27 protein-coding genes are annotated in these 24,477 nt (G+C 31.3%); 25 read left to right on the top strand and 2 right to left on the bottom strand.

Annotated features, from left to right (window positions below; all coding sequences use genetic code 11):
- The first annotated feature begins 28 nt into the window (after nt 1-28).
- Nucleotides 29-442 (top strand): methylglyoxal synthase, encoded by a 414-nt coding sequence (gene mgsA, locus JMO20_RS15740; RefSeq protein ID WP_202710657.1) that lies wholly within the window; start codon nt 29-31, stop codon nt 440-442.
- A gap of 23 nt (nt 443-465) precedes the next feature.
- Here mgsA and JMO20_RS15735 read toward each other — a convergent pair whose 3' ends face one another.
- Complete coding sequence (locus JMO20_RS15735) at nt 466-2,310, bottom strand: NAD(P)/FAD-dependent oxidoreductase (protein WP_202710656.1); 1,845 nt, start codon at nt 2,308-2,310, stop codon at nt 466-468.
- A gap of 438 nt (nt 2,311-2,748) precedes the next feature.
- Here JMO20_RS15735 and JMO20_RS15730 point away from each other — a divergent pair, with 438 nt between their 5' ends.
- From JMO20_RS15730 to rsfS, 19 genes are all read left to right on the top strand, one after another.
- A complete protein-coding gene (locus JMO20_RS15730; RefSeq protein WP_202710655.1) occupies nt 2,749-3,681 on the top strand; it encodes an FMN-binding protein in 933 nt (310 codons plus the stop codon).
- A gap of 145 nt (nt 3,682-3,826) precedes the next feature.
- Nucleotides 3,827-4,867, top strand: a complete 1,041-nt coding sequence (locus tag JMO20_RS15725) for an FAD:protein FMN transferase (RefSeq protein ID WP_202710654.1) — start codon at nt 3,827-3,829, stop codon at nt 4,865-4,867.
- Nucleotides 4,868-4,880: 13 nt separating this feature from the next.
- Nucleotides 4,881-5,852 (top strand): polyprenyl synthetase family protein, encoded by a 972-nt coding sequence (locus tag JMO20_RS15720; protein ID WP_202710653.1) that lies wholly within the window; start codon nt 4,881-4,883, stop codon nt 5,850-5,852.
- Nucleotides 5,853-5,989: 137 nt separating this feature from the next.
- Entirely contained in the window at nt 5,990-6,733 is a 744-nt protein-coding gene (locus JMO20_RS15715; protein WP_202710652.1) for a peptidoglycan DD-metalloendopeptidase family protein, read from the top strand.
- A gap of 15 nt (nt 6,734-6,748) precedes the next feature.
- On the top strand, nt 6,749-7,633 hold the full coding sequence (locus JMO20_RS15710) for a M50 family metallopeptidase (protein ID WP_202710651.1): 885 nt from the start codon (nt 6,749-6,751) through the stop codon (nt 7,631-7,633).
- A 70-nt stretch (nt 7,634-7,703) separates the two neighbouring features.
- On the top strand, nt 7,704-9,545 hold the full coding sequence (locus tag JMO20_RS15705; protein ID WP_207753528.1) for a TIGR03960 family B12-binding radical SAM protein: 1,842 nt from the start codon (nt 7,704-7,706) through the stop codon (nt 9,543-9,545).
- Nucleotides 9,545-10,246, top strand: a complete 702-nt coding sequence (locus tag JMO20_RS15700; protein WP_202710650.1) for a TIGR03936 family radical SAM-associated protein — start codon at nt 9,545-9,547, stop codon at nt 10,244-10,246. Before JMO20_RS15705 ends, JMO20_RS15700 begins: the two co-directional genes overlap by 1 nt.
- Nucleotides 10,247-10,267: 21 nt before the next feature.
- Nucleotides 10,268-11,776 carry an Rne/Rng family ribonuclease gene (locus tag JMO20_RS15695; RefSeq protein WP_202710649.1) on the top strand — a complete coding sequence of 503 codons (1,509 nt, stop codon included), beginning with the start codon at nt 10,268-10,270 and terminating at the stop codon, nt 11,774-11,776.
- Nucleotides 11,777-11,891: 115 nt separating this feature from the next.
- Complete coding sequence (gene rplU / locus JMO20_RS15690; protein WP_202710648.1) at nt 11,892-12,203, top strand: 50S ribosomal protein L21; 312 nt, start codon at nt 11,892-11,894, stop codon at nt 12,201-12,203.
- Between the two features lie 7 nt (nt 12,204-12,210).
- Nucleotides 12,211-12,558 (top strand): ribosomal-processing cysteine protease Prp, encoded by a 348-nt coding sequence (locus JMO20_RS15685; RefSeq protein ID WP_202710647.1) that lies wholly within the window; start codon nt 12,211-12,213, stop codon nt 12,556-12,558.
- A 4-nt stretch (nt 12,559-12,562) separates the two neighbouring features.
- Nucleotides 12,563-12,862 (top strand): 50S ribosomal protein L27, encoded by a 300-nt coding sequence (rpmA, locus tag JMO20_RS15680; protein WP_202710646.1) that lies wholly within the window; start codon nt 12,563-12,565, stop codon nt 12,860-12,862.
- Between the two features lie 274 nt (nt 12,863-13,136).
- Nucleotides 13,137-13,772: a Spo0B domain-containing protein gene (locus tag JMO20_RS15675; protein WP_207753527.1), complete on the top strand. Its 636-nt coding sequence runs from the start codon at nt 13,137-13,139 to the stop codon at nt 13,770-13,772.
- Between the two features lie 129 nt (nt 13,773-13,901).
- Complete coding sequence (obgE, locus tag JMO20_RS15670) at nt 13,902-15,185, top strand: GTPase ObgE (protein ID WP_202710644.1); 1,284 nt, start codon at nt 13,902-13,904, stop codon at nt 15,183-15,185.
- Nucleotides 15,186-15,205: 20 nt separating this feature from the next.
- The gene (locus JMO20_RS15665) at nt 15,206-15,388 is read left to right on the top strand and encodes a hypothetical protein (RefSeq protein ID WP_202710643.1); all 183 of its coding nucleotides are present in this window, start codon (nt 15,206-15,208) and stop codon (nt 15,386-15,388) included.
- 47 nt (nt 15,389-15,435) lie between these two features.
- A complete protein-coding gene (yhbY, locus tag JMO20_RS15660) occupies nt 15,436-15,729 on the top strand; it encodes a ribosome assembly RNA-binding protein YhbY (protein WP_202710642.1) in 294 nt (97 codons plus the stop codon).
- Between the two features lie 161 nt (nt 15,730-15,890).
- A complete protein-coding gene (locus JMO20_RS15655; protein ID WP_202710641.1) occupies nt 15,891-16,082 on the top strand; it encodes a hypothetical protein in 192 nt (63 codons plus the stop codon).
- Nucleotides 16,083-16,196: 114 nt separating this feature from the next.
- Nucleotides 16,197-16,838, top strand: coding sequence for a nicotinate-nucleotide adenylyltransferase (nadD, locus tag JMO20_RS15650; protein WP_202710640.1), 642 nt, complete (start codon nt 16,197-16,199; stop codon nt 16,836-16,838).
- Between the two features lie 3 nt (nt 16,839-16,841).
- Entirely contained in the window at nt 16,842-17,435 is a 594-nt protein-coding gene (gene yqeK / locus JMO20_RS15645; protein WP_202710639.1) for a bis(5'-nucleosyl)-tetraphosphatase (symmetrical) YqeK, read from the top strand.
- 11 nt (nt 17,436-17,446) lie between these two features.
- Nucleotides 17,447-17,806, top strand: coding sequence for a ribosome silencing factor (gene rsfS, locus JMO20_RS15640; RefSeq protein ID WP_341534044.1), 360 nt, complete (start codon nt 17,447-17,449; stop codon nt 17,804-17,806).
- Nucleotides 17,807-17,846: 40 nt separating this feature from the next.
- Here the strand turns inward: rsfS and JMO20_RS15635 are convergent, their stop codons facing one another.
- Entirely contained in the window at nt 17,847-19,127 is a 1,281-nt protein-coding gene (locus JMO20_RS15635) for a D-alanyl-D-alanine carboxypeptidase family protein (protein WP_243414787.1), read from the bottom strand.
- 104 nt (nt 19,128-19,231) lie between these two features.
- On the opposite strand from JMO20_RS15635, the gene JMO20_RS15630 reads away from it, so the two are divergent.
- Genes JMO20_RS15630 through selB form a run of 5 tightly spaced genes read left to right on the top strand, consistent with a single transcriptional unit; the run spans nt 19,232 to nt 24,472 of the window.
- A complete protein-coding gene (locus JMO20_RS15630) occupies nt 19,232-19,381 on the top strand; it encodes a hypothetical protein (protein WP_202710638.1) in 150 nt (49 codons plus the stop codon).
- A gap of 3 nt (nt 19,382-19,384) precedes the next feature.
- Entirely contained in the window at nt 19,385-20,041 is a 657-nt protein-coding gene (locus JMO20_RS15625; RefSeq protein WP_202710637.1) for a helix-hairpin-helix domain-containing protein, read from the top strand.
- Nucleotides 20,042-20,052: 11 nt separating this feature from the next.
- Complete coding sequence (selD, locus tag JMO20_RS15620; protein ID WP_202710636.1) at nt 20,053-21,093, top strand: selenide, water dikinase SelD; 1,041 nt, start codon at nt 20,053-20,055, stop codon at nt 21,091-21,093.
- A 43-nt stretch (nt 21,094-21,136) separates the two neighbouring features.
- Nucleotides 21,137-22,552, top strand: coding sequence for an L-seryl-tRNA(Sec) selenium transferase (gene selA / locus JMO20_RS15615; protein WP_202710635.1), 1,416 nt, complete (start codon nt 21,137-21,139; stop codon nt 22,550-22,552).
- A 12-nt stretch (nt 22,553-22,564) separates the two neighbouring features.
- Nucleotides 22,565-24,472 (top strand): selenocysteine-specific translation elongation factor, encoded by a 1,908-nt coding sequence (gene selB, locus JMO20_RS15610; protein WP_202710634.1) that lies wholly within the window; start codon nt 22,565-22,567, stop codon nt 24,470-24,472.
- The last annotated feature ends 5 nt before the right edge of the window (nt 24,473-24,477 follow it).

Raw genomic sequence — 24,477 nt, 5'->3', positions numbered from 1 at the left:
TACTTATTTTAATTATTGGAGGCAGTATATGAAGATTGCATTGATTGCCCATGATAAAAAGAAGCAGAGTTTAATTAATTTCTCTTTAGCATATAAGAATATTTTAGAACAGAATGATCTTTTTGCTACAGGTACAACTGGAAAGAAAATTTCGGAAGCAACTGGCTTAAAGATACATAGGTTTTTGTCAGGTCCTTTAGGGGGAGATCAGCAAATAGGTGCAAAAATTGCTACAAATGAAATGGATTTAATATTTTTTATTAGAGACCCATTGACAGCACAGCCCCATGAACCTGATATATTAGCTTTAATGAGATTATGTGATGTTCACAATATTCCATTGGCAACAAATATCGGCACCGCTGAGCTATTAATTAAAGGATTAGCAAGAGGCGATTTAAGTTGGAGAGAAGTTATACATGAAAATGGACATAAAAAATAGCGCCTAGGCGCTATTTTTTTATGTTATATTTTTTTGACTGGTCTAAACGGATTCAGCCTTATACCACGATTGTCTGCAAAATATCTCCATTGTTGTTCAGCGTAAGGAATGATATAAGCGTCTAATCCGAAAGCTCTTCCTGAACCACTCATACAAGAAATTGAAGCGAATATGAACCAGTATTGGTCAACTGAAATTCCAGTTGATATTGCAAAGTTTATCATCATTACTGTAGAAATGATACCTGCTATAAAAGTAAATGCTCCGAAAAGGAAAGCTAATCCTAATCCTAATTCTATTATTACAACCATCTTTTGGAAGAACATAGGAGCGTTATAAACTGTTAGATTTGTAAACCATTCATACCATCCTGGTGTATGATCTCCAATAAGGTTCATTAAAGAAGCTCCTGAAGTTACATCAGCTGGTGGGTTAGGAACTTGGATTGCAAGAGTATTCCACCAGTTTGCTAACCATGAGTCCTTAGCGAACCAAATAAAACCATTATCTCCAGCGCGTAGGAAGTTGTAACCTAACTTATGAAGACCTTCCCTTAACCACATAACACCTAAGAACATTCTAACTGCTGGTAAGAAGAAAGCATATGTCTTAGCTCCAGCGTGTCTAACAAGTTCTTTTTCGAATAGGTTTGTTTGGTAGTTCTTTTCGATGAAATGGTGAATCATATATTCGAAAACTACTCCAAATCCAGCTATTTCAAATAAATAATGAAGGTTAATCATATGCTTAAATAAAATAGCTATTATACCTGATGTTCTAAGTCCCATTGTGTCAGCAACACCATATTTACTTCCTATTGAAACCATAACACCATGTAGATTTAATTCCATTTCTTTCTTTTCTTTAGATTTAATATCATTATATATGTTTTCAGCTGCACATTTACCAGTTTGCATAGCAGTTTCAACAAGTGCAGGTAGTGATTCTTTTCCTTCATCTCTGAAGTCAGCATTATCACCTATTGCATATACATTTTCAAAATTAGTTTGAAGGTAGTCGTTTACTAAGATTCTACCTTTTCTATTTACATCAAGACCAATTTGCTTAGCGAAATCATTAGCTTTAACTCCACCAGTCCAGATTAAGGTATTAGTTTCAACTGAGCTACCATCTTTAAAATCAACCTTGCTATCAGATACGCCAGTAATCATTGTGCTAGTAAGAACCTCAACGTTTTTCTTCTCAAGGAATCTAGTAGCTTTTTTAACTAATGAATCTGGAAGAACAGGTAATATCTTGTCCATGGCCTCTACAACTTTAAGTTGAATCTCATTAGGATCAATATCATATTCTTTAGCAAGTACTTTAGTCCATTGAACTAGTTCTCCAAGAACCTCGATTCCTGTAAAACCACCACCACCAACAACGAATGTTAGAAGTGACTTTCTTTTTTCAGAACTACTTTCTTTACTTGCTTTTTCAAACATTTTAAGTACTTGAGTCCTAATTTTTGATGCATCTTTCATTGACCATAAAGTGAATGCATGATCTTGCATTCCTGGGATGTTGAAGTAAGCTGGCTCACTACCAACTCCTAAAACAAGATAGTCAAAGTCATAAATCTCTTTGCTAGATTTAAGTTCCTTTCCTTCTAAATCTACATCTGTTATCTTATCTTGGACAACATTAACTTTAGTAGATTTAAAAACTCTCTTTAAGTCAATTAAAAGACTTGTTGGTGTTACTCTGTTACCGGCAACCTCATGTAACTCAGTTAATAACGTATGATGTGGATTTTGGTCAATAAGCGTAATTTGCACATTATCATCTTTCTTAAACTTCTTATGAAGTTTTTTCGCAGCGCTTATTCCACCATATCCGCCGCCTAGAATTACTATTTTTTTCAAAAGTTTAACCCCCTTAAAAAATTTTTTTATATTTTTGATATATAGTTAACATTCCCTTATACTGAAATCCTTATTAGAATTAATTGACTAGAATACTACAAATAAGACAAACATCTATTAATCCATTATAATAGGTAAATAGGCAAAAAAATAAGTTTAAATATTATATAAAATTGTATGTTTACCTATTTAGTATTTTGAAGCATTTAGACCATCAAATAAGAACAGTATAAAGGTATATATTAAGATAATATATTATTAACTCTTTCATTATAGCAAAAAAGGTGTGATATTACAACATTTGTATAACATAATCGACTAAAATAAATTAAAGTTGTTATAAAAGTAACAAAAAATACTTGATTGTTTATAAGTTTTGCTCTAAAATATAGTTAAGTATATTTTTTAACAAACATTTTTAGAAGGGGGATATTAATTATGAAGAAAAGTTTAGCATTATTATTAGTGTTAATGTTGGCATTTTCATTAGTAGCAGTTGGTTGTGGAGGAACTGAGGATGTAGACAATGCAGATTCAGCTGACGATACTAACAACGATGAAAACATTGACAACAATGACAACAACACAGAAGACGAAGATACAGGTAATGAAGATGTAAATGTGGAAGAATTAGAAGATGGTATTTATTTTGCAACACAAGATGAATTCCACAATGGTTGGAAATATGTTGCAACATTAGAAGTAAAAGATGGTAAAATTGTTTCAGCAGATTGGGAAGGCGTTAGCGAAAACGCTGGTAAAACAAAGAGTCAAGCATCAGAAGATGGTGAATATGGTATGGTAGAAAATGGTGGAGCAATTGCACCTTGGTATGAGCAAGCAGAAGTTGCTGCGAAGTACTTAGTTGACAACCAAAACTTTGACGCAATAGAGTTTGATGCAGAAGGACACACAGATGCAATTTCAGGAGCAACAATTGGAGTTAAAGAATTTGCTGATTTAGCAAATAAGGCTTTAGCTCAAGGACCTAAAGGTAAAGGACAATATAAAGATGGTCATTACTATGCTGAAATGGATGAGTTTAGTAATGGTTGGAAATACTATGCTAGTATCACAGTTGTTAATGGATATATAGTAGCAGCTGATTGGGATGGTATAGGTGAAGATACTGATAAGTCTAAAGATCAAGCATCAGCAGATGGAGACTATGGTATGGTAGAAAATGGTGGAGCTCAATCAACATGGGTTGAACAAGCATCAGCAGCAGAAGCTTATTTAATAGAAACACAAGACCCAACAGATATAGAGTACACAAGTGAAGAAGGACATACAGATGCAATTTCAGGAGCTACTATCCATGTTAAAGAGTTCTTTGATCTTGCAGAACAGGCATTAGCTGACGCAAAATAAATATCTCTTAAATAGTAAATTTAAAAGATTATTACAGCTATTAAAGCCCCAACTTTTCGTTGGGGCTTTAAAATATTTTTATCTTTTTTTGTAGAAATATGATAAACTATATAGTGGTGTATTATTTGAGAAAGAGGTGTTGATAATGTATAAAAGAAAAATAATATATTTTTTAATTTTTGCAATAATAATAACTACTGCTTTATCAGGGTGTACAGATAATCAACAACCAACTGAAACATTATCTAAAGATAGTTTTATGCTTGGAACCTTCGTTGTAGTTACCCTTTATGATCATCAAAATGAAGAAATCATTGATAAGGTTTTTAATCGATTTGATGAAATTGAAAATAGAATGAGTATAAACATCGAGACGAGTGATGTAAGTAAAATTAATGATAATGCGGGCATAAAGCCAGTAAAAGTTCACGATGATGTATATTATGTTCTAAAGAAAGCAAAAGAATTTGCGCAAATCAGTCATGGAGCCTTTGAACCTACTATAGGTCCATTGGTAAAGCTTTGGGGCATAGGTACTGAGCATGAAAGAATACCATCAGAAGGGGAGATAGAAGAAAATCTTCTAAAGATAGACTATAATAAATTAGAGTTAATGGAAGATAATATGGTTTATTTAAGTGAGCCTGGAATGGTATTGGACTTAGGTGGTATAGCTAAAGGATATGCTGCTGATGAAGCAAAAAAAATACTTTTAGAAAATAAGGTTGAAAGTGCAATAATTGATTTGGGTGGTAATATTTTTGCGGTAGGCTCAAAGCCAAATGGAGATGCTTGGAGAATCGGAATTCAAGATCCATATAGAGTTAGACAGAAGCATGTAGGAATTGTACAGGACGAAGACATTTCAGTAGTTACCTCTGGAAATTATGAAAGATATTTTGAAAAAGATGGAGTAAGGTATCATCATATAATTGATTCAAAAACAGGATATCCAGCCAGAAATAATGTTGCAGGAATTTCAGTATTATCTGATACTTCTATACAAGGAGATGGATTATCTACAGCTTTTTATGTACTAGGAGTAGAAGAAGGTCTTAAATTAGCTAATAGCTTAGATGAAATAGAAATTATTTATATTACTAAAGATAAAAAACTATATCTATCAAAAGGTGTAAAAGATAAATTTGAACAAACAAATGAAGAATTTCAAATAGTAACACCTTAGAAGGGAGATTTAAATGAACCTGTATACACAAGAAATTTTAAATGAATTAAAAAAGGTTGAAGAAAGCTTAATAAAAAGCGTTAAAAGCAAGAACTCTATTCTAGAAGAAGAATGTAGAAGACTAATAAACGCAGGAGGTAAGCGTTTGAGACCTGCATTACTAATTAATAGTGCTAAGTTTGGAAACTATGATGGAAAAGCAGCAATTAATTTATCAGCTTCTGTAGAGCTTTTACATTTAGCAACTTTAGTGCATGATGATGTAATTGATGAAGCCGAATTGAGAAGAAGTAAGCCAGCTACTCATAAATTACATGGAAATAAAATAGCCATCTTCACAGGAGACTTTTTAGTTACAAAGTCCTTATTATTAACTTCTAAATATTTAGATGGAGATTCTAAACTAAAGAATTCATCTCATATAGCAAAGATTCTTAAAAGTATCTGTGAAGGTGAAGTTGAACAATATAAATCAAGAAACGATTTAAATGTGAGTACAACAAAATATTTAAAACGTATTAAATATAAGACGGCACTATTATTCGGTCTATCGTGTCAAATCGGAGCAGAAACAGCTGAATGTGATAAAAATACTATAAAATACCTTAGAAAATTTGGCATGACTCTAGGAACTGTTTTTCAATTACAGGATGATATCTTAGACTTCGAAGGGACTATGGACAAGCTGGGAAAGCCTGTGTTGCATGACATAACAGTTGGTATATATACCCTACCCGTTATATATGCTTTGAATAGTAAAAAGTACAAAAATCAGCTTAAGGATTTACTCCAAGGAGATATTGATGAGAATTCTTTATCTGAGATAAGTGATATTGTTAAATCATCAGGGGGAATAGAGTATACTAAGAAATTATTAGATAGATATATAGAAAAAGCTAAAATATATTTAGAAAAGCTACCAGATAATAAATATAGAAAATATTTATATGATTTAACAGAAAAACTCCTTGGTAGAGAAATATAATTAAATAAGAGTAATTCTAAAAGCACTATTTAAGTTATCGTTATTGGATAATTTAAATGGTGCTTTTTTGTAATAAAAGAGGAGATTTTAAAATAATATTATAATAAAACTAAGGAAAGTTGGAGTAGTGATAAAATATGAAAAAAAATAATTTTTTGAATAAGTCTTTACATAACTTAAGAAGAAAAAGAGGATATAATGTAAAAAACTCTAATAAATTTTTTTACAGAAGCCAGTTTAGAAATTTAATTATTTGTATACTTATAGTATTGGCAATTTTAGTGATTAAACAAATCGATACTGAGCCAACTGAAAAGGCGATAGAAATAGTTAAAAAGACACTCAATCATGATACTGATATTTTAAAGGGTAGCAAAGATGTAGTTAATTATGTTAAAGGGGTTATAGAGGGGACAAATGAAGCTATTCCTGTCTTCAATTCTGATGAAGAATACAATGAAGAATATAATGAGGATTTTAATACAGGTTACGCTATTCCTGTATCTGGCTCAATTTATCGTCCATTTGGAGAAGAGAAAAAAACTAATAATATATCTGTTTTTCATAAGGGAGTTGAAATACAGACTAATGAAGACTATGTAAAGAGTATTGAAAGTGGAGTTGTCAAAGAGGTAAAGTCTGACGAGTTATTTGGAAAGCAAGTAATAATTGACTATGGTGAAATACAGGTAGTTTATGGTAGGTTAGATGAAGTTTCTGTAGCTTTGGGAACATCGGTGAAAAAAGGAGAAAAAATAGGCACTCTTGAGATATCAGAAAATGGATTAAAATATTTATACTTTGAGGTAAGAGAAGATGATATTCCAATAAACCCTTTGGATATAATGAGTTTCACAACAAAGAATTTAGTATCAAAATAATAGGGATGTGCTAATATGTCTTTTTTAAAGGGAATAAAAGGAGTTAAGATAAAAATAAACTTTCTTTTACTAATGTTAATAGGATTTTATTTATACCTTGGTTATGGGCAGGAAATAATAATTGGAATTGGATCGGTATTATGTCATGAAATGATACATGTAGTAACTTCAATCAGATTAGGAATTCAAATGGATGAAATCGAGCTTTTTCCATTTGGGGGCATAGCTAAAGCAGATGGAATATTTTGGTTTAGTATAACTGAAGAAATAATAGTGGCAGTAGTAGGACCAGCTACTAATTTCGTAATTGCCTTGCTATTTTATTTGTTAAAAGAAGTAGGTATAAATAATAGTGTAATCAATTTAATTATAAGATCTAATATTATCATAGGAAGCTTCAATTTGTTACCTGTTTTTCCTTTAGATGGAGGAAAGATAGTAAGAGCACTCTTTTCAAATAGAGTTGGATTTAAAGCTTGTACTAGAATGATGACAAAAGCAACTTATTTTATTTGTATTTTTGTAATTATTATTGGTGTAGTAAATTTCGTCTTGTATCAAGAAGGGCTATACCTTATACTTATATCTATATTTGTTTTATTAGCTGCCAGAAAAGAAAATAAAATGGCAGCTTTTCTCTTCATTTATGAAATATTAAAAAAACGGGGAGAATTAAAAAAGAAAAGAATTATGGGAACTCATTTATTAGTGGGAATTAAGACTGTAAGTGCCAAAGAGATAACCAGTTATTTCTTACCTAAAAGATATCATATTATAATAGTAATTGATGACTCAGGTAATTCCATTGGAAGCATCAATGAAAATGACTTATTTGAAGGGATTTTAAAATATGGGATAGATGTTACACTACAAAAACTATTAATTGAAAAAGAAAAATGATAAAATAGTAAATACATGAAAAAATACTAATAATAGAATATATAAAGAAACTTAAGAAGGGTGATAAAAAATGATTAATAAAGAACTATTAGAAGAAATTTTACCAAAAGTTGAAAAGCCAGCTAGATATATCGGTAGTGAAGAAAACTCTATTGTTAAGGAAATTGATAAAATTGAAGTGAGATTTGGATTCGCTTTTCCAGATATATATGAAGTAGGGATGTCCCATTTAGGATTACATATCTTATACAATCTCTTAAATAATGAAGATAGTATCTATTGTGAGAGGGTATTTGCTCCTTGGGTAGATATGGAGGAAAAGATGAAAGAAAATGATATTCCACTGTATACTTTGGAGACTAAGACGCCTATTAATGAACTTGATTTTGTAGGATTTACTTTGCAATATGAGATGAGCTATACAAATATTTTAAATATGCTAGATTTAGGAAATATACCAGTTTTAAGTGAAGATAGGGGTGAAAATGATCCCTTTATTATAGCTGGTGGACCCTGTGTGTATAATCCAGAACCCCTTGCAGACATAGTAGACTTTTTTGTAATAGGTGAAGGTGAAGAACTTACATTAGAAGTTTTAAAGACCTATAAACAGTGGAAAAAGTTAGGTAAAGATAAAAAGGACTTTTTGGATGAGGTTGCGAAATTAGAAGGTATTTATGTGCCATCATTCTATAATATAGAGTATAATGAAGATAATACAATAAAGGGCATGGTACCTAAGAATTCAAAATATCCTAAAACTATTAAAAAAGTCATAATCAAGGATTTAGATAAAACATATTTTCCTGACAAGATAATTGTACCGTATATAGAAACGGTTCATGATAGAATCATACTTGAGATATTTAGAGGATGTACTAGAGGATGTAGGTTTTGTCAAGCAGGAATGATTTACAGACCTGTTAGAGAAAGAAAAGTTGACACCTTAGTCGAGTTGGCTAAAAAGTTAGTTGATGCAACTGGACATGACGAAATTTCCCTTTCATCTTTAAGTACTAGTGACTATTCACAGCTTGAAGAGCTTATTAAAAGATTAATTGAAGAATTTAAAGATAAGAATGTGGGTTTATCCCTGCCTTCTTTAAGACTGGATTCATTTTCACTTGAATTCCTTGATGAAATTCAAGATCTTAGAAAATCTGGACTTACCTTTGCTCCAGAAGCAGGTAGTCAAAGATTGAGAGATGTTATTAATAAAGGTATAGAAGAAAAAGATTTAATAGATTCCGTAGAAGAAGCATTTGGTCTGGGTTGGTCAGGTGTTAAGCTTTATTTTATGATAGGGTTACCAACAGAAGAAAAAGAGGATGTTATGGGCATCAAAGATTTAGCATATAAGGTTAAGGATGTATTCTTTAGCTTGCCAAGGGAAAAGCAAAAAGGTAATCTTCAAATAACTGCTAGTACCTCTTGTTTTGTACCAAAACCCTTTACCCCATTTCAATGGTTTCCTCAGAATAGTATTGATGAATTTTATGATAAAATTCGTTTATTAAAGGGAGAAATAAGAGATAGAAAGGTAAAATATAATTATCACGACCCTAAGCTAAGCTTCCTAGAAGCAATTATTGCTAGGGGAGATAGAAAAGTATCTAAGGCCATAGTAGAAGCTTGGAAAAGTGGTTGTAGATTCGACGGGTGGGCAGACTTATTTGATTTTAATAAATGGATGAAGGCCTTTGAGACTACAGGAATAGATACAGATTTTTATGCCACTAGAAGTAGAAGCTATGATGAAGTTCTGCCATGGGATTTTATTAATACAGGTGTGACAAAGGAATTTTTAATAAAGGAAAATGAAAAGGCTATTAAAGGTGAACTAACCCATGATTGTAGGCAGGGTTGTACAGCATGTGGAATCAACCAAAGCTTTAATGGGGGTGTATGCTAATGATAAAAATAAGAGGTAAATTTACAAAAGAAAATGAAATGATATTTATTGGACATTTAGACCTTATGAGATTATTTCAAAGGTGTTTTAGAAGAGCCGATATACCTGTAAAATATACAGAAGGCTATAACCCTCAACCTAAACTATCTCTAGCAACAGCTCTTCCTTTAGGTGTTACTAGTCATGGTGAATACTTTGATCTAGAGTTAGATAGGCAGATTCCTATAGAGAGTTTTATTGAAATGACAAATAAGTTTTTACCTAAATCAATTAGAATTATTAAATCACAATATACAGATGATAAGAAATCTATCATGTCATTGATAAGATGGTCATCTTATATAATTAAAATTAATCTTGAAAATACAATTGATGAAGATGTTTTACAAAAAGAGTTAGATGATTTCTTAAATAAAGACGAAATTATAATCACAAAGACAAAGAAAAAAAGAGGAAAAATAAAGAAAAGAGATGTTAATATAAGAGAGTTTATAAAGGATTTTGATATTTTTAGCTTCGATAATAATTCGGTTATTTTTAAGGTTATGTTAAAAACAGGTAGTACTGGTAATCTTAAGCCAGAAGATTTGATATGGGCTTTTAATAACTATAGTAATTTGGATATAATAGAAGATAAAACTAAAATTCAAAGATTGGAGTTGTTCATTGAAGAAGAAAATAATATTACTACACCGATATAATAAATTTTTAGGAGAGGTTTTATGAATGAGATAATAATAGATGTAGGTTTTAAACAAGATAGGGTGGCAATTCTTGAAGATGATGATTTAGTAGAGCTTTATATAGAGAGGGAAGATGGTAATAAAATTCTAGGAAATGTATATAAAGGTAGGGTTGTTAACGTTTTACCAGGAATGGAAGCGGCCTTTGTAGATATTGGTTTTGAAAAAAACGCTTTCTTACATATAAAGGATGCCATACCTAAAAGTATGATCTTAAATAAAGATATAGATTTGAAGAATATTTCAATAAAAGATGTGGTTAAAACTGGACTAGAACTAATAGTGCAAGTTATTAAAGAGCCTTTTGGAACAAAGGGAGCTAGAATTACAACCCATATAACTTTGCCAGGTAGGAATTTAGTTCTAATGCCGTACACTAATTATATTGGGATATCAAGAAGAATTACTAATGAAAACGAACGAGATAGACTCAAAGGGATAATGGAAGAGATAAAGCCAGATAATATTGGAGTAATCCTTAGAACAGCTGCAGAAGGAAAAGGCATGGAAGAGTTAAAGGATGATATGAAGTTTTTGCTTAAGTTGTTCAATAAAATAGATAGAGAAAGAAATTTGGGATTTGCACCTAGAACTATTTATAGAGACTTAGACTTAGTACACAGAGTAGTAAGAGATATGTTTACATCAGAATCTAAACGTTTGGTTATAAATGATCGAGATAAATATAAGAGTATTGTTGAATTGGTAGAGCTTATTTCACCTCATTTACAATCTAAAGTAGAGTATTTTGACAATAGTCATGACATATTTGGACATTATGGGATAGAGTCTCAAATAAGTCATGCTTTAGAGAGAAAAGTATGGCTAAAAAGCGGAGGCTACATAGTAATAGATGAGACCGAAGCATTAACTTCAATAGATGTAAATACAGGGAAATATGTTGGCAAAACAAATCTGGAAGATACTGTAGTTAAAACGAATTTAGAAGCAGCTAGAGCCATAGCAAAGCAGTTGAGATTAAGAAATATTGGTGGAATAATAATCATAGATTTCATAGATATGAATAATAAGGATGATGATAATTTAGTTCTTAAAGCCTTAGAAGAATCTCTAAAGAAAGATAGAACAAAGGCAGCAGTATTGGGTATGACTCAATTAGGGTTAGTTGAAATGACAAGGAAGAAGGCCAGAAAAAGGTTAACTACTAAATTGTTAAGAGAATGTCCTTATTGCAGTGGTAAGGGTAAAGTATCTTCAGAGCATGTAGTAATAAACAAGCTTCGTACTGAATTAAAAAGAATAAAGCTACATACAAATTCTGAAGCTGTGCTAGTAGAAGTGAATCCAGAGCTAAATGAAATTTTGCATAAGAATAATAGAGATGTATTGAAGGAATTAGAAGAAAAATTTGAGATTAGTATTTTAGTTAACAGTACAAAAGAGCTTCATTTTAATGACATAAATATAAAGAGTATGGGAAAAACTGAAAACATGAAAAAATTAATGGAAATTAGTTTAAGTAGTTAGTTGACAAAGCATTGCAAATCTGCTAAAATTAGAATCTGTAAGTAGCCGCACAATGTAGGTTTTAAAAGTATGTTACCTCACATTGGCGAGACTGGATTGAGGAGGTGCTGAAATAATGTACGCAGTAATAGAAACTGGTGGAAAACAGTATAGAGTTCAAGAAGGCGATACAGTATTTGTTGAAAAGCTTAATGGTGAAGCTGGAGACAAGATTACCCTTGACAAAGTTCTTTTAATTGCAGGAGATGAAGATTTAAAAGTTGGAAAACCATACTTAGAAGGTGCTGCTGTTGAAGCAGAGGTTGTAGAGCAAGGAAAAGCTAAGAAAATCATCGTTTTCAAGTATAAGTCAAAAAAGGACTACAGAAAGAAACAAGGACATCGTCAACCTTATACAAAACTGAAAATAAGCAACATTAACGGATAGTGTTAATATGACTAGAGTTAGTATTTTTAAGGATAACAATGGAAATGTTCTAAAATACATTGTTGAGGGACATTCTGGATTTGCACAATCTGGAGAAGATATCGTATGTGCTGCTATATCTATATTGGCCCATACAACTTATGCTTCTATTATAAAAGTTTGTAATATTCCAGAAGAAGATGTTTTTATTAAAGTTTGTGATGAAGATGGATACTTTGAACTTAGTATCCCTGATTATATTGATAATGATATGTTGGATAAAGCACAAACTGTATTTCAAGTAATGGAAGTCGGAATGAAGCAATTACTTGAAGTATATCCTAAGTATATTACTCTCGAGTACGGGGAGGTGTAAAGAGATGTTAAAGTTAAATCTACAGTTGTTTGCACATAAAAAAGGTGTTGGTAGTACAAAGAACGGTCGTGACAGTGAATCTAAGAGATTAGGTGTGAAAAGAGCTGACGGACAATTTGTATTAGCAGGTAATATATTAGTTAGACAAAGAGGAACTAAGATCCATCCTGGTCAAAATGTAGGAATAGGTGGAGATGATACTCTATTCGCAAAGGCAGATGGAGTTGTAAAGTTTGAAAGAAAAGGAAAGAATAAAAAACAGGTAAGCATTTATCCTGTAAAAGCTGCAGTGGACGCTGAATAAGCCTATAAAACCTACCTTATCTGGTAGGTTTTTTTATTTACAATAATTTTATATATGGTAAAATATTCAATGAGGGGAAAGATAAGGGGGAGATCTTATTAAGGGGATACTTTATTGGATAAGGGGAAATAAAATTAAAGTATATGCAACTTTGCAGCTTGTTGTCACTATAATGTGTATCATTAATCTTTTAGTAAAAAATCAGTTTAGATTAAATAGTAATTTAATATTTTTATCTATTTTGTTACTTGTTTCGCTATTATCTTTATTTGAAATGTCAAGAATTACTATATGTAAAGGTAAGACTAATTGTGAGGCAATTAGCCTAATAAGCAGTGGATATATAGATAGTTTGAAAAAATTGGCTAGTAATCAACGCCATGATTTTATGAACTTTTTTCAAATTATTTATGGTTATCTCCAGTTACATAAAGAAGATATGGCAATTGAGCATATCAAAAAGGTTACATCAATAAATTCCAGCATGAGTAAAGCTTTTAGAATATCAATTCCATCTATTTCTTTTGTATTAATGAAAATGATCAATGAAGCTGATAATTTAGGAATTCTTATTACATTTAATGTGGAAAAATATATAGATAGCAATTTAAGACAAATAGATAATGAAGATAAGATTGTGTTTGAACTGGAAAAAGTCATTAAAGAACTACTAGATTATCTAAGAGCTAATGGAGAAATGAGCCTACTTACCATTAAAATACAAGAGTATAAAGATAGAATAGAATTTATTCTTTGTGGAGAGGAATTTAAAAACTTAGCTAATAAGATTAAAGGAATTTATAGAAATGTATTATTTAATGATCTAGAGCTATGTATATTTTTTGAATATGATAATGAAAAAACTTTAGATTCAGAGGATAATATTTATTCTAAGCTTTTATATAGCTAAGCAAAAATCAATTATAAAGAATTTATTTTTTGGAATAATATTTGTAGTTGACATCAGCTATAATATAAGTATAATAATATTATTAATTTAAGTCTATACTTAACTTAATATACAGTAAGGATGATATAAATGTTTGTAGATAAGGCTAAAATTTTTGTGCAAGGTGGTAAAGGAGGCAATGGTGCAGTTGCCTTTAGAAGAGAAAAGTATGAGCCATCTGGAGGGCCAGCAGGTGGTGATGGTGGTCATGGTGGCAGTATAGTGCTTAAGGTAGATGAAGGACTTAAAACCTTAATGGACTTTAGGTATAAGCGCCATTTCAAAGCACCTAGTGGTGAAGATGGTAAAAGCAAGAATCAATATGGAAAAAAAGGAGAGGATTTGGTTTTAAGAGTTCCTCCTGGAACTATAATTAGGCTTGAAGAAACAGGCTCGGTAATTGCAGATTTAAAGGATAAAGGACAGACCTTTGTTGTAGCTAAGGGTGGAAAAGGTGGATATGGCAATTCAAGATTTACTACATCTACAAGACAAGCTCCTAGATTCGCTAAACCAGGTGAAAAAGGAGAGGAAAGATGGATAGTTCTTGAGTTAAAGCTATTAGCAGATGTAGGCTTAATAGGATTTCCTAATGTAGGAAAGTCCACTCTATTATCTATAATATCCGATGCAAAGCCTAAGATAGGTAACTACCATTTTACAACTATAACTCCAAATTTAGGTGTGGTTAAAATTGGTGAAGGAGAGAGTTACGTTGTAGCGGATATTCCTGGGCTTATAGAAGGAGCTCACGAGGGTGTAGGATTAGGGCATGAATTTCTCAGACATATTGAAAGAACAAGATTATTAGTTCATTTAGTAGATATCACAGGTCAAGAAGCTAGAGATCCTGTGGATGATTTTAAAAAGATTAATGAAGAACTAAAGAAATATAGTGACAAATTATCGAAGCGTCCTCAAATTGTGGTAGCTAATAAGATGGATTTACCAGGAGCAGAAGAAGGCTTTGAAAAGCTCAAGTCAGTAGTCGAAGGAGTAGGATATGATATATACCCTATTTCAGCAGCAACTAATACTGGTATTAAGAAGTTAAAATTTGATATATGGAATGTGCTTCAAACAATTGAAGAACCTGAACCGCTTTTTGAAGAAGTTGATGAAAATAAACTTTATGAGTTTAAGAAAAAGCAAGAAGATGATATAATTATAAGGAAAGAAGATGGAATGTATGTTGTTGAAGGTTATCCTATGGAGAGGCTAGTTGATTCAACTAACTTTAATGATATAGATTCATTAAGGCATTTCCAAAATGTCATCAGAAAGAGGGGGATAATTGAGGAGCTTAAGGAATTAGGTGTTCAAGAAGAAGATATAGTGAGTATTTGTGGTGTAGAATTTGAATTTTTTGATTAAAATGGAGGTCAAGAAGGAAAATGAACTGTTTACAGTGCAACAATTGTAAAGAGAATCAAGCAACATATTACTGCATTGCAAAGGGAGATTTCGTAATAAACGAAAAATATAACCCCGGTGAAAAAAATAGAAGTGGTTGGAAAAAAGGAAGTAAGAATTATGAAAACCACAGAAGAATTTCTAGAAAAGAAGTAGAAGTATAATTTATTACTAAATAATTTATACAATAGCGTTTAAAGGAGTGTCTTTATTGTTAACTGGTAAGCAAAGAAGCTACTTGAAGAGTTTATCTCATGGAATCGATCCAATTTTTCAATTAGGAAAGAATGGAATAACTGAAAACTTTATTAAGCAAGTTGATGATGCTCTAGAAGCTAGAGAAATCATTAAAGTAAATGTTTTAGATAATAGTTTTATGGATTCCAAGGAGGCTGCTAACGAGGTAGCACAAAAAACTAATGCTGAGTTTGTACAAAGCATAGGTAATAAATTTATTATTTATAGAGAATCTGAAGATAATAAGCAAATTGAATTACCAAAATAAAATATAATACAAATTGCATAATAGGTAAATAATATAAAGAGATTGGTAAATACCAATCTCTTTATATTTTTGAGAAAATTTCACAATAAATGTTTATGGGAAAATATATTTATTTGTAAATAAGCAAATCCATTATTTATAAAATTGAAAGGAGAATATCAATGGATAAAAGAAATTTAGAGAGAGTTAAAAAATTGTATGATAAAGGATTCAAATGTATTAGATATGAAGATGGCGAAAATGGAGAACTAACAGCCTATTTTAAAAATTTTGAAGAAGAATCAATAGATAGTATTCAGTGCATAGATAAGAAAGAAATCAATGAAATTAAGAGCTTCATAGATCAATATTAATATGTAAGAAGTATGGTATTTAATAGCCTCCTGTTAAAAATCAAGTTAAAGAGTTTAAAATATAGTTATGATAATATATAATATGATGTAGTGAAAGTAACTGGAGGTAATCAAATGTCAGACAAAAGCAAAAAATACGGAATTATGGGAGGAACCTTTGATCCTATACATATAGGACATCTAGTAATAGCTGAAGAGGTAAGGAATAAGTTTAACCTTGATAAGGTAATATTTATTCCTTCAGGACAACCTCCTCATAAGAACTTAAGCAACGTAACAGAGCCTGAACATAGGTATCAAATGACATTATTAGCAACAATAAGCAATCCATACTTTGAAGTATCTTCAATTGAGATGGATAGAGCAGGAAAGACATATACTGTTGATACGATTAAAAAATTAAATGAAGTATTCAATGAAGAAGTGGATTTTTATTTTATAACTGGAGCGGATGCTATATTAGATTTACCTACATGGAAAAATGTAAATGAACTACTAACTTTATGTAATTTTGTAGCAGCTACTAGACCAGGATTTGGTTTAGAAAAAATGCAAAAGGGTATCGAAAAGCTTGAAAAAAAATATAATAGAAGTATATACACCCTAATAGTACCTGCTCTTCAGATTTCATCAACTGATATAAGAAATAGAATTAATAACAATCAAAGTATAAAATATCTTTTGCCTGAATCAGTAGAGCATTACATATATAAAAATAACTTGTATAAAAGTAGTGAAAATGGGGGGTTGTTTTGATATATGAGATTTCATTATGAGATACTAGGAGATAAAGAAAAACATAAAGTCTTAAAAGAGGCTATAGGAGAAGCTAGATATGAACATTCTCTGGGAGTTGCAAAAACAGCTATTAAATTAGCTCAGAAGTATAATTGCTCTGAGAGAAAGGCAGCCATCGCAGGACTTTTGCATGATTGCGGCAAACTGCAAAACGCCGATGAAATATTGAAAAAGGCTAAAGATTTTGGTATAATTCAAGATGATGTTATGAAAAATAATAGAGGATTACTCCATGGGCCTGTAGGAGCGGTTTTAGCCAAAATAATATATGAAGTTGAGGATGAAGATATACTTAATGCTATTAACATACATACTACAGGAAAGGCTAATATGACTTTACTAGAGAAGATAATTTATTTAGCTGATTATATTGAGCCCGGAAGGATATTTTCAGGAGTAGATGATATTCGAAGAATAGCATATGTGGATTTGGACAAGGCATTACTTCTAGCCATGGGAAGCACTATTAAGTATGTTATTGATAAAGGTCTTACTATACATATAGATACCATTAAAGCTAGAAACTCAATAATTTTCAATTTAAAAGATAAATAGGAGGTAATTAAGTGTCAGAAATTTTAAATGATGAATTAAAAACTATAGTATCTGCTGCCGACGATAAAAAAGCCTTTGATATAAAAGTATTGAAGATATCTGATTTGACTACTATAGGAGATTATTTTGTGATATTGAGTGGAAACTCAAAAAGACAAGTGTTATCAATATCAGATGAAATCGATGATAAGATGAAGGAAGCAGGGTATGAGCTTTTGAATAAGGAAGGATATGATACTGGCAAATGGGTACTACTAGATTTTGGAGATATAGTGGTCCATGTTTTCCATAAAGAAGATAGAGAGTTTTACAATTTAGAAAGATTATGGATAGATGCTGAAGAAGTGGAGGTAGATGTAGCCAGCTTTTAATATCGAAACCCCCTAGATAATATTATCTAGGGGGTAATTATTATACAAACATTGTTCTTCTTTGTCTTCTGCGTCTTCTTCTTAGCTGTCTAATTTTCAAATTAACAATTACTAATAATAAAAGAATTATTGGCCACGTCCACCATTTTCTTAAAAGAAATTTTTCATTTGCATAATCTAGAGTTGGGGGTAAAGTCTTTTTGGTAACATTAGTAGCAGAAACAATATTTACAGACCCTACCAGTTCATCATCAATCATATAGTCAACTTGTCCTAAAACTTGACCTTCCGTAATGGGAGCTTTTACTTCCCCATTAAGATTAATTAAGCTCTTTATATTATTTACATTGCTACTGGGTACTATTGCCTTCAAATCTTTTTCAATAACAGCAGTAGCAAAGGGAATATTACCCGATTCAACATTAATATTCTCTATAAAGCTGTTTTTATATGCTAAGTTTTCTAGAGTAAAGTTTTTAAATCCATAATTCATTAAATTATGAGTATCTTCATATAGATTTCTACCTACTGCTTTCAACACAACTGTAATGAGTGTATGATTATCCCTTTTGACTGCAGTTACAAGACAGTTTTTAGCTTCAGGGGTATAACCTGTTTTAACTCCTATAGCACCATAGTATTTAGTTGGTATATACTTTCCATCTACACGAATCTCATCGTCGCTATAAAGCATCTTATTACTTGATTTTAAATATCTAGGCTCAGATTTCTTATTAGTTGTATCAATTGTATACAAATATTCCTTAACGATATTTGCAAATACTTTATTTTTCATAGCATATCTAGTTATTAAAGATAAATCGTAGGCGGTTGTGACATGATTATCATCATGTAGACCGTTAGGATTGACAAAATTAGTATCATAGGCTCCTAACTCCTTCGCCTTTTCATTCATTAATTTAGCGAAATCTTCTACAGATCCAGAGATATGTATTGCTATAGCCTTTGCAGCATCGTTAGCTGATTCGATAAGCAATGCATATAAAAGATTTTCCATAGTTAAGACCTCACCAGGCTCTAAAGCAATATGACTTCCTTCGATTCCTAAAGTAGCTTCTCTTGGGATAACTACTTCTTCATCTAGATCACAATTTTCTATAGCTAGTATACCTGTCATTATTTTTGTAGTACTAGCAGGATAAAGAGAAACATGAGAATTTTTTTCAAAAAGAACCTCACCTGTTTCTGCATCAATTAATATGGCTGCTTCACTTGTAACTATTGGAGTATCAGCAAACACATTAATTGAAAAATTTACTAAGAATAATATAATCATAATTACTGCGATACACTTTTTCAATAAATACCACCTCTTCTATTAAATTATATAACTAGTATAACAAATTTTATACTAATTTTTAAATTAGTTATTTGGAGTATTTAAAAGAATATGCAAATAAGATGATGAAAATCAATAAAATTCGACAATATAATCAAATAAAAAAAATAATATTAAAGAATAGTATAAAAAAAGTAAATGAATTCGTATTTAAAAGAGGATTTGCTATGCTTTTAGTAGAATATGGAAATAAAACAATAAATGGGGTGGTTTGATTGATGCGCTTTACAAAACGAGAACAAATAGCTATACTATTACTAGTTGTAGGTATAATAAGTATTATTGGGTATAATGTTATAATAGGGGATGACCTATTAGTAGTAAAAGAAGATAATAATAAGAACTACAGTGGAGAAATTTCAGAAATAGATAAGGATATTGAAGAGAATAGTGATAATGAAGATAATGAGAATAAGGAAGAAAAAAAAGACAACAATATTGTAGTTTATATAATTGGACAAGTACATAATCCTGGAATAGCTATACTTCCTAAAGGGGCGAGACTATATGAAGCTTTTGACAAAGTAGGTGGATTAATAGATGGTAAGGCCGATGTAAACAGAATCAATCCTGCCATGATATTACAGGATGAAAAAGTTATATATGTGCCAGAAATTGGAGAAGAGTTAGATGAAAAAGATATTATTGGGCTTCTAACGGATAATGATTCAGGATATATTAATGGAAAAATAGATTTAAATAGAGCTTCTGTAGAAACCCTTAGTCAATTACCAGGAATAGGAGAGGTAATAGCCGAGAGAATAATTGATTATAGAGAAAAGAGTAGTTTTCAATCTATTGAAGAGCTAAAAAATGTTTCTGGTATTGGCGACAAAAAATATAAATCTATAGAAAATTTAATAACAGTAGAATAAGGAGTGAGAGTATGTCAGAAAAAGAGAGAAGACTCACTGAAATGACAAAGAGCTCAGGCTGAGCAGCTAAAATAGGTCCTGATACCTTGGCACAGGTTCTGTGTCATATACCAAAATCTTATGATGAAAATTTATTAGTTGGAATAGATACTTCTGATGATGCAGCAGTTTATAAAATAGATGATGACAAAGCGCTTATACAAACAGTCGACTTTTTTACACCAGTTGTAGATGACCCTTATGTATACGGTCAGATAGCTGCTACAAACTCTTTAAGTGATATCTATGCCATGGGCGGAGAGCCAAAGCTAGCTATGAATATTATTTGTTTTCCTACTTGTTTATCTCCAGACATAATGACAAAGATATTAAGGGGAGGATTTGATAAAGTACAAGAGGCAGGAGCTCTTCTGGTAGGTGGTCATACAATTGAAGATGATGAGCCTAAATATGGATTATCGGTAAGTGGCTTCGTTCATCCTAAAAATGTGTTGACTAACTGTAATGCTCAAATTGGAGATGTACTGGTTTTAACTAAGCCATTAGGAATAGGAATAATTAATACAGCCATAAAGGCAGATATGGTGGATGAGTTGACCTATGAGGCAGCTGTAAAAATAATGACTACCTTAAATAAAGAAGCAAAGGATGCTATGGTGAAAGCAGGAGCTAATAGCTGCACAGATGTTACTGGCTTTGGATTTTTAGGACACAGTTTAGAGATGGCAGAAGGAAGCAATGTAACTATTAAGATTATTAGTGAGAATATTCCTGTTTTAAATAAGGCCTTAGAATTTGCAAGTATGGGAATAATTCCAGCAGGAGCGTATTCTAATATGTCTTTTATTGGGGATAAAGTAAAATTTAAAGATTCAGTGCCTCAAGAAATGAGAGATGTATTATATGATCCTCAGACTTCTGGTGGGCTTTTAATTTCAGTTAATAAAGATGGGGCAAAGGTTCTCCTAAGGGAACTTGAAAATAGTTCCACAGAGTTTGCAGTTATTGGTGAGGTTATACAAAAACAAGAGTACTCATTAATTATTGAATAAAGTTATTCAGCTAGATTTCAATAAATTAAAAGGATGATGAATATTGAATAAAAAAGCAAATTTGTTTAGTAGATTGCCAAAGGTAGATGATATTATTTCTTTTATAGAACAAGAAATGAATCTTTTGGATGAAGTTCCAAGGGAGGTAGTAGTTGAGTCTATAAGAGAAGAGATAGATAATCTAAGAATCAAGATAGCTAATGGAAGTTTAGATACTGATGGGTTAAATAGTAAAGTGGAAGATTTGCCAATTTTAGTATCTAAAAGGGCTCGAAAAAAAGTTTCTTATAGATTAAAAAGAGTTATAAATGCATCAGGAGTAGTGATTCATACTAATCTAGGAAGATCACTAATAGATAATGAAGTAATGGAGAATATATCAGAAGTAGTATCAAACTATTCTAACTTAGAGTTTGACTTAGATACTGGGAAAAGAGGCTCAAGATATAGCCACTTGATAGATATAATTACTAGGGTAACTGGAGCAGAGGATGCTTTAGTTGTAAATAATAATGCTGCAGCAGTAATGTTAGTATTAAGTAGTTTAGCAAAAGATAAGGAAGTTATAGTATCTAGAGGTGAATTAGTTGAAATTGGAGGGTCATTTAGAGTTCCGGATGTAATGGAACAAAGTGGAGCGAAATTAGTGGATGTAGGTACCACTAATAAGACTCATCTTTGGGACTATGAAAGGGCTTTAAGTGAAGATACTTCAGCATTTTTAAAGGTACATACTAGTAACTATAGAATCCTTGGCTTCACTTCTGAAGTTAAATTGGATGAGTTAGTTGAGTTAGGAAAGAAACACAGTATACCGGTGGTTGAAGATTTAGGTAGTGGTGTTTTAATTGATTTAAGTAAATATGGCTTAGAATATGAACCAACGGTTCAAGATTCCATGAAAGCTGGTGTAGACATTATTACCTTCAGTGGAGATAAACTTTTAGGTGGACCTCAAGCTGGGGTAATAATTGGGAAGAAAAAGCTCATTGATATAATGAAAAAGCATCCACTTAATAGGGCATTTAGAATTGATAAATTTACAATTGCTGCCTTAGAAGCAACACTGAGATTTTATTTAGATGAAGATGAGGCAATAAGAAAAATTCCGACTTTAAGAATGATAACTATGCCATTAGAAGAGTTAGAAAGAAGAGGGAATGAGCTATTAAATCTTCTAAAAGGCAAATTAGATGATTCTTTCTCAGTTGGTCTTGAAGATCAGTATTCTCAAGTAGGAGGAGGTTCAATGCCTTTAGAACAGATTCCTACTAAAACTATTACTATTTCATCTCAAGAAGGAAAGATTACTAAACTTGAAAATAGCTTAAGAGAATATGATATACCTGTGATAGCAAGAATCTATAAAGATAAAATGTATTTGGATTTAAGAACAATCAAAGAGGAAGAATTTAAAACTTTAGTAGGTGCTTTTGAGTATGCAGCAGAAAGGGTCTAAAGGAGTGGTATAGTGAAAAACATAATAATAGGAACTGCTGGGCATATCGACCATGGAAAAACTACACTTATTAAAGCCCTAACAGGAAGAGAGACTGATAGATTAAAACAAGAAAAAGAGAGAGGTATTTCAATTGAGTTAGGTTTTACCTACTTTGACTTGCCTAGTGGTCAAAGAGCTGGAATAATTGATGTGCCTGGTCACGAGAAATTCATTAGAAATATGCTGGCTGGAGTAGTTGGTATGGACATAGTAATACTAGTTATTGCAGCTGATGAAGGAATGATGCCTCAATCAAAAGAACATCTAAATATACTTAATCTTTTAGATATAGAATTAGGATTTGTAGTTTTAACTAAAGTTAATTTAGTAGACGAAGACTGGTTAGAACTTGTTAAAGAGGACATTAAAGAAAGTCTTAAAGGAACTTTTTTAGAAAAAAGCCCAATAATTCCAGCAGATTCTCTTAGTGGTAAAGGGATAGACAAGGTAATCGAAACTATTGAAGATTATTCTAAAAAAATCGAGGAAAGAGATGTGGAAGAGATGCCAAGGCTTCCAGTTGATAGAGTATTCACTATAACTGGATTTGGGACTGTAGTAACTGGGACATTAATTTCTGGAAAATTTGATGAAGGCGATGAGGTTGGTATTTTCCCGGGTAATAAAACAGGGAAAATACGCTCAATTCAAGTCCATGGAGAAGATAGTGAATCTGCATATGCAGGGCAAAGGGTTGCTTTAAACATATCAGGATTAAAAAAATCAGAAATTAATAGAGGTGACATTATTGCGCCTTTAAATTCAATGGAAGAAACCATGATGATAGATGTAAAGCTAAGACTACTAGAAGATTCTCAAAGGATTATTGAAAATAGAACAAGGATTAGACTTTATTTAGGAACTAGAGAAATACTATGCAGGGTAGTATTCTTGGATAGAGACTATCTAACTCCTGGAGAAAACTGCTATGCTCAACTAAGGTTAGAGGAGGAAGTGGTTGCTAAAAGAGGAGACAAGTTTATAATTAGATTTTACTCTCCAATGATCACTATAGGCGGTGGAGAAGTATTAGAACCTAATCCTCCCAAACGAAAAAGATTTGATGAATCCACAATTGAAGAGTTAAAGATTAAAGAAGAAGGAGATACTATAGATGTAATAGAAAAGATAATCAATGATAGGAGTTCTTCTTTTCCTAGTGTAAAGGATTTATCAGTTTTAATAGTTATGCCTGAAGAGAAAGTTTTAGAAAATGTTGAAAAGCTAAAAGAAAAGAGAAAAATTATAACATTAAAGCTATTAAAGGATATTCATGTTATACATAAAGATTATTATAATACTTTTATTGAAAAATTAATCACTGACCTTAATTTATTTCATAATAAAAAGCCTTTAAAAACTGGTATGCTTAAGGAAGAGTTAAGAAGTAAATATCTTGGAACAATAAAGCCAAAGCTGGGAGAAAGCTTTATCAATCTATTGATTGAAAGAAATATAATAAAACAAAACAATGAATGTGTATCCTTAATAGATTTTGAAGTCAAATTTAATGATATACAGAAACAAATTAGGCAAGACATTGAAAATATTTATTTGAAAGAGAAGTTTATAAATCTCCAAACTGAAGATGTTATGAGTAAACTAAACTATGATAAAAGAGATATCGAACAGGTTATAGAAGCCCTTATTGATTTGAATGTATTAATAATGTTAAAAAATGATATTATAATACATAAGGATATATATTTGCGTTCTATAGAGTTGGCCAAAAATTATATTAAAGAAAAGGGGTCAATATCCCTTGGGGAGTTTAGAGATTTATTAAATACAAGCAGAAAATTTGCAGTATCTCTATTGGAAGATTTTGATCAAAAGAGGATTACTAAAAGAACAGGGGACACTAGAATTCTAAATTAATAGAA

The organism is Sporosalibacterium faouarense (assembly GCF_016765695.1).
Classification (GTDB): Bacteria; Bacillota; Clostridia; order Tissierellales; family VENL01; genus Sporosalibacterium; species Sporosalibacterium faouarense.
The sequence above is the reverse complement of the archived record's forward strand: the minus strand, read 5'-3'. Positions and strand labels throughout refer to the sequence as shown.